This is a genomic window from Streptomyces sp. NPDC037288 (genome assembly GCF_055603265.1).
Window position 1 is genome coordinate 1 of sequence record NZ_JBVJVY010000120.1, and the last position, 6,602, is coordinate 6,602.

At 64.8% G+C, this 6,602-nt stretch carries 2 protein-coding genes and 3 pseudogenes; 3 read left to right on the forward strand and 2 right to left on the reverse strand.

What is annotated here, in order from left to right; translation table 11 throughout:
• Nucleotides 1-356: 356 nt before the first annotated feature.
• A pseudogene (locus ACZ7GZ_RS41735) lies at nt 357-1,583 on the forward strand (IS110 family RNA-guided transposase); the annotation flags it as partial.
• 27 nt (nt 1,584-1,610) lie between these two features.
• On the opposite strand, the pseudogene ACZ7GZ_RS41740 reads toward ACZ7GZ_RS41735, so the two are convergent.
• Both ACZ7GZ_RS41740 and ACZ7GZ_RS41745 read right to left on the reverse strand, forming a co-directional pair.
• Nucleotides 1,611-1,724, reverse strand: a pseudogene (locus ACZ7GZ_RS41740) (helix-turn-helix domain-containing protein); the annotation flags it as partial.
• Between the two features lie 22 nt (nt 1,725-1,746).
• Nucleotides 1,747-2,860, reverse strand: a pseudogene (locus tag ACZ7GZ_RS41745) (transposase).
• Nucleotides 2,861-3,323: 463 nt separating this feature from the next.
• Here ACZ7GZ_RS41745 and ACZ7GZ_RS41750 point away from each other — a divergent pair.
• Together ACZ7GZ_RS41750 and ACZ7GZ_RS41755 are read left to right on the forward strand one after the other, a co-directional pair.
• Nucleotides 3,324-5,609 (forward strand): LamG domain-containing protein, encoded by a 2,286-nt coding sequence (locus tag ACZ7GZ_RS41750; RefSeq protein WP_471032907.1) that lies wholly within the window; start codon nt 3,324-3,326, stop codon nt 5,607-5,609.
• A 99-nt stretch (nt 5,610-5,708) separates the two neighbouring features.
• Complete coding sequence (locus ACZ7GZ_RS41755) at nt 5,709-5,990, forward strand: transposase (protein ID WP_471032909.1); 282 nt, start codon at nt 5,709-5,711, stop codon at nt 5,988-5,990.
• Nucleotides 5,991-6,602 lie beyond the last annotated feature (612 nt).

Sequence of the window (6,602 nt, forward strand, 5' to 3'; positions counted from 1 at the left end):
TGGCGGATCCTCCGCAAGGCCAGACTCAGCCCGAACGCACTCACGTCAACCACAAAGGCCATCCTCACCCTGGAGGCTCACCGTTGAAAAGGCTCCTGGAGGCGCTTGAGTCGGTTGCATTGAGTAATTTGATCTCCTGACGGCGACTCCCCAAAGGGGAGAAAATCGGGCTGCGGCCGTCCGGCTGACGTCGCGGAGTCTTGGTGTCACCGGAACCCGACATTGAGTAGGACGCTGGGGACCCTTCGTCAGGCACCCGGAAGTGTTGCTTCGAGCATGTGAATCAGATTCTTTTGCCTGCTTGGTCCCCGCCGGGCAGCTGCTGCACAACAGCACGCGCGAAGGGAGGACCGGGGCATGGACGATGCGCCGGGTTCGACATCGGCAAGGCGGACGTGAAGGTCTGCATCCGGCGTTCCGGGGCGGGCAAGCGGCGCCGGAAAGAGGTACGCACGTTCCTCACCATGACCCGCGACCTGCTGGCGATGCCGGACTGGTTGATCGCCGAGGGCATCACCGTGGTCGGCATGGAAGCGACCGGCTCGTACTGGAAGCCGGTGTTCTACCTGCTGGAGAACGACATCGAGTGCTGGCTGCTGAACGCCCGACACATGAAGAACGTCCCCGGCCGCAAGACCGACGTCGTCGATTCAGAGTGGATCTGCAAGATGGTCGAACACGGCCTGGTGCGGCCCTCGTTCGTCCCGCCGCCGGAGATCCGACGGCTTCGCGACCTGACCCGCTACCGCACCGAGGTCATCCGCGAACGCACCCGTGAGGCCCAGCGACTGGAGAAGCTCCTCGAAGACGCCGGGATCAAGCTGTCCGCCGTCGTCTCCGACCTGCTGGGCAAGTCGGCCCGCGCGATGCTGGAGGCGCTGATCGCCGGCGAGCGTGATCCACAGGTGCTGGCGGAGATGGCCAAGGCCAGCATGCGGGCCAAGCGCGAGATCCTGGCCCAGGCACTGACCGGTCGCTTCACCGACCACCACGCGCTCCTGGCCCGCACGATGCTCGACCGCATCGACGCTGTCACCGCGACCGAGGCCCGGCTGAGCGAGGAGATCACCCGACAACTCGCGCCCTTTCGCCGCCAGGTCGAGCTGCTGGCCACCATCCCGGGCGTCAGCACAAAGTCCGCCGAGGTGATCCTCGCCGAGATCGGCGTGGACATGAGCCGGTTCCCCAGTGCCGCTCACCTGGCCTCGTGGGCCGGGATGTGTCCGGGCAATCACGAGTCCGCCGGCAAGCACACCTCCGGCAAGTCCCGTCCCAGCGACCCCTGGCTGAAGGGCGCCCTCGGGCTCGCAGCCACCGCGGCCGCCCGCAGCAAGAACACCTACCTGGCCGCCCGCTACAAACGCATCGCCGTCCGCCGCGGAAAGAAACGAGCCCTGGTGGCCGTCGGCCACACCATCCTGACCTCGGTCTGGCACATGTCCACCCACGACGCCGACTACCACGACCTTGGAGGCGACTACTTCCTCCAGCGAACCGGCCGTGCCCGGCAGACGCGTCGCCTCGTCAGCCAGCTCAACATCCTCGGCTATCAAGTGTCCCTCCAATCAACGGGAGCGGTCTGACCTGCGCGGGTGGTTGATTTTCGAATCAGACTCCTTCCCCGCAGTCACGGCCTGCTCGTCGCGCTCGGCCACCCGCCGGGCGGGCACGTGTGGGGAGAAGCCGAGCCGGTGCATCAACCGGGTGGCTCCCGAGACGCTGTAGACACCTCAGGTGTTTAGCGTGTCAAGCGGCTTCGGCTAGTTCGACGGGGAAGGCCGTGTGTTCGTCGAACAGTTCGGTGTGCTGGAGGCAGTGGTAGAGCTGGCCGATCATGCGGTTGAACAGGTGGCGCTGGGCGCCGGCGTGCCAGTCGCCGCAGTCGTCGCGGCGGTGGCGGTAGTGGGCTTTGGCGCCGGGTGAGGCGTTGGGGGCGGAGAAGGCCCACAGGTAGTCGGCCGCGTTGAGCCGGTCGTTCTTGACCCAGCGGCGGGTGATGGACGACTTCTTGCCCGAGGCTCGGGTGATGGGCGAAGAGCCGGCGTATGCCTTCAGGCCGCGGGCGTCGGTGAAGCGGGCGCGGTCGTCCCCGGCCTCGGCGAACACCCGGGCGCCGAGCTGGGCGCCGAGGCCGGGGAAGGAAAGGTAGATGTCAGCGTCCGGGTGCTGAGGGAACCCCTCCTCCACCGCCTTCGCGAGCTGGTCGGCGGCGGTGCAGGCGGCCTCCAGCTGGATCAGCAGAGCCAGCATCTGCTCACCGAGGGCGTCCTCCACGAGCGGAGGCTGGTGGGCCCACTCGGCGCGGAGACTTCTTGCAACCGGTCGGCCTCTGCCTCGATGCCGCGCTGGCGTCCGGCGCGCTTGAGGTTGGCTCGGAGCTGTGTGCGGGTCAGGCGGGTCGCGCGAGTGGGGGTGGGCGTGGCCTTGAGCAGGGCGTGGGCCTCGGGACGGCACAGGCCGTTCTTCCATGGCTCGACCGCGGCCAGGGCGGCGGGGTAGTACTCGCGCAGCAGCGAGCGGAGCTGGTTGGCGATGGTCTGACGGTTCCAGGTGGCGTCCTGCTGTGCCCGGGCCAGGACGGCGATGGCGCGGTCTCGTGGGACATCGATCTCGACCGAACCGACGTCCCTGACCACGGTCTTGGACCGCTTGCCGTTGCGCGAGTTGCCGCCATTCTTCCCCGCCGCGTCGTGGCGGTCAAAGCCGAGAAATGATCATTCATCTCGCCCTCGAGAGCGAACTCCAGCAGCCGCTTCGTCAGCTGCTGCAACAGCCCGCACTCACCGGTCAGCTGCAAACCTTCCGACGGGGCCCGAGCCACGAGTTCCTCGATGAACCGGTCATCGGCTGCCGTCGGCACAGACCCCGATCCATTCTCAGGTGTGTCCGCACCGCAGGGACGCCTCAACGAACCGGCGTCGGCTCTTGCGGGACAGTGTGGTGGAGCGGACCTCACTGCCCTGGTCATGGTTCAGCAAAAGCGGATACAGCCTAACTTTGGCAGTTGAGGCGAGAGGCCGAGGAGATAGCGGCGACCGGACAGCCCGGACAACACCCCTTTAGAAACAGGTAGTTGAACAACCACCTACGGCTCGCTACAACCACCACACCGGTTACGAGACGTCTCAGGTTTAGTGGAAGGAGACTCACGCGAGCTCTTGCCCTCACTGATGCACGCCTAGATCTGATGCACGCCTAGATGTGCTGCGCCGCGAACTCCCGACCGTGTACTGCCTTGTGGCTCACGTCACAAGACTGCATGGATGAGTCACAACTATCTTTGTGTGGCGTCAAGCACGGTCAGGTAGAGGCAAGGAGAGTACATGAGCAAGCGTTCCTTAGGGGTTTGCGCGGCCGCCTTATCATTGGCGGCCGCATCGCTTTCAGGAGCGGGTATAGTGACTGCGTCCACAGCCGGTGCCCTTACCGCACCGGTAGGCGTGACAGCTGAAGAGCGGCCGACCTGGCAGACCAATGGGATTGTCTGGGCTATGGCCCAGGCCGACGGGGTCGTGTTCGCTGGCGGTACCTTCTCAGCGGTCAGGCCGCCGAGCGCGGCGGCAGGCACGCATGAGCGCTCAGCAGTGAACTTTGTAGCTTTGGATACGGCGACTGGCGCACCGACGTCGTGCCAGCTGTCGTTCACAGTGGGTTCAGGACTGGCAACCGTGCGGGCGCTGGCGGTGTCGCCGGATCACAAGACGCTCTACGCAGGTGGGCGCTTCGGAGCTGTTAACGGTCTCAAAGCGAGTAACGTAGCGGCGATCGATATTGCCACGTGTACGCCGAAGGCTTCTTTTAGGCTGGCGGTGAGCGCCACGGTGCGGGCTCTGGACGTCACAGGCGAATCGGTCTATCTCGGCGGCGACTTCACCAGCGTCGCTAACCTGAGGCGGCGTCACTTTGCGTCTGTCACCACCTCAGGCGCTTTGCGGTCGTGGACAGCTGACGCTGACGACGTGGGCCGAGCGGTCAAGGTGACGCCGGACGGGAAGAATGTGATACTCGGCGGAAATTTCTATAGCGTCGATGGTGCAAGCTCCCATGCATTGGCCGTCGTCAGCAGTGATAACGGATCTCTGACCCAGACTTATCCGCTGGGTTTCTTCCCCAGGTCGAGGCCGAAGCATGCGCGCGGTGAGCCAGACACTGTGGTGAAAGACATCACTACTGACTCCACGAGCTTTTACATCGCCAACGAAGGCATGTTCGATGGCCGTGTCGCTTTCGACCTTAAATCTTTCAAGCCCCGGTGGCTTGACAACTGCTTCGGCGCGACCCAGGCCGTCGAAGTTTACAAAGGCGTCCTTTATTCCGCCTCCCACGCCCAGGACTGTCACCTCATGGGCGAGTTTCCGAGAGGTCCGCGCCATCACCTCCTAGCTGAGCCAATAGGCAAGCCGACGCTGCTTGGCTGGTCCCCGAACACGAACGACGGGATTGGCGAGCACATCGGCCCCCGGACGCTGACCTCCGCCTCCAAGGACGGCAGGGACTACATGTGGGTCGGTGGCGAGTTCACCACCGTCAACGACAAGCCACAACAGGGCCTAACCCGTTTCGTCAGCGGCCCGGACGCCACCGCCCCGTCCGTACCGCAGGCAAGCGCTGCGAGCACCAGCCCAGGCAAGATCGACGTTCACTGGCAGTCCAGCCTCGATCTCGACGACAGCCAACTGACATACCGTGTCTACCGCAACGGTTCCAGTACACCGTTTTACACTGTGAGCGCCTCATCACTGTTCTGGAAGCGGCCGCAGCTGACGTTCATCGATTCCCACGTCACCCCTGGATCCACCTATACCTACCGGATCACCGCAAGCGACGGCATCAACACCAGCACACGCTCGACACCGGTCAAAGTCACTGCGGCTGCTGGCCCCAACGTTTACCCGCTGCGAGTAGTCGCTGACAAACCAAGCCTGTACTGGCGGTTCGAAGAGTCCGCCGGCACCTTCGCCGCAGACTCCTCCGGCCACAACAACAGCGGCGTCCACCGGGGCGGACCCACCCGCGGCGTTACACCCACCGCAGTATCCGGCTCTAGCGCCGCCATCGCATACCACGGCGTGGACAAACAAGCGCCAACCGCGCCCGAGGACATCGCCGGTGACGTCACCTACAGCGACCGTCCCAGTACACGCCCAACAGCGTATTCCATCGAGACCTGGTTCAAAACAACGACACGCACGGGCGGCAAGCTCATCGGATTCGGTGACCGCCAACAAAGGCCAAGCGCTCTCTATGACCACCAGACGTACATGACGGACGACGGCCGAATCATCTTCGGCGATACAAGAAGCACCACCATCGCCAGCAGCCCAGGCCTCAACGACGGAGAGTGGCACCACGTCGTTGCCACCCGCGACAGCAAAGCAGTCCAACTGTACGTGGACGGCAAACTTCGAGCCAGCAGAAAGGCCGGCACACCCAACACGAGCTACACCGGCTACTGGCACGTGGGTGGCGACTCCATCGCCGCCTGGCCCAGCGCCCCGTCCAGTCCATACTTCGTTGGCCAGATCGACGAGACCGCCATCTACCCACGTGTCTTGACCCCTGCCCAGGTGGCCCAGCATCACAGTCTCGGGACTCGAAAGCCCGAATAGGCTGCAGCCCTCGCGGTCCCGGCCGAGGGCCACGGCGACATTCCCGGCCTGTGGGCCGACGGCGAGGGCGCCAAGCACTGGCTGCGGGCCCTGACCGAGCTGAAGAACCGCGGCGAGCCGGAGAGGAAATACATGGGCGACATCACGTATCTCCCGCTCGCAGGCGGGGAGTTCCTCTATCTCGCGGCCGTGCTGGACTGCTTCAGCCACAAGGTCGTCGGCTGGTCCATCGCCGACCACATGCGCACCAGCCTGGTCGCTGACGCGCTGCAGATGGCGGACTTGACCCGCGGCGGCCTGGACGGCGCCGTGTTCCACACCGACCACGGGGCCCGATACGGCTCACGGGCCTTCGCCGGTCTCTGCGGCCGGCTCGGGTGATCCGGTCGGTGGGCGCGGTCGGCACCAGCGCGGACAACGCGGCCTGCGAGAGTTTCCACGCGTCCCTGAAACGCGAGACCCTCCAGGGCGCCCCACGACTATGGCGACGCCGGCGCCTGCAGAAGGACGGTATTTGCCTGGCTGGCCCGCTACAACGCCCGCCGGCGATACCCCGCCAACGGCCACATCAGCCACAACCACTACGAACGCCGACACCACACGACTAAGCGCACACTCCCCGCGTGATCAACGAAGGTGCCCACCATCACGAGGGAAGGCCCCCGACTCCTGCGATCACCGGGCTTCGTGTAGTCATCTTGCTTCGCCCCGCTCTCCACCTTTGGCCCAGCACCTTTCGCAGCACTCCCGGTTCAGGCGCCTCCGGTAGTCCACCTCCTCAGATCGACGCAGGAGAGGCCACACTGCTGCACCCTCTACAAGGGGCTGCCGGTTCCCGCCGGAGACGATCACGAAGTGGTCTGGCTGCCACCGTTTCCCGCTTTCTTTCGGGCTGTCAATGAGGGGCCCTGCGGTTTCCGTACAGCAGCTTATTGGCTAATTCATGCGGCGAGCTGCTGATTCAGGTAGTCGTCGTGGACCTCTCGTGGGGTC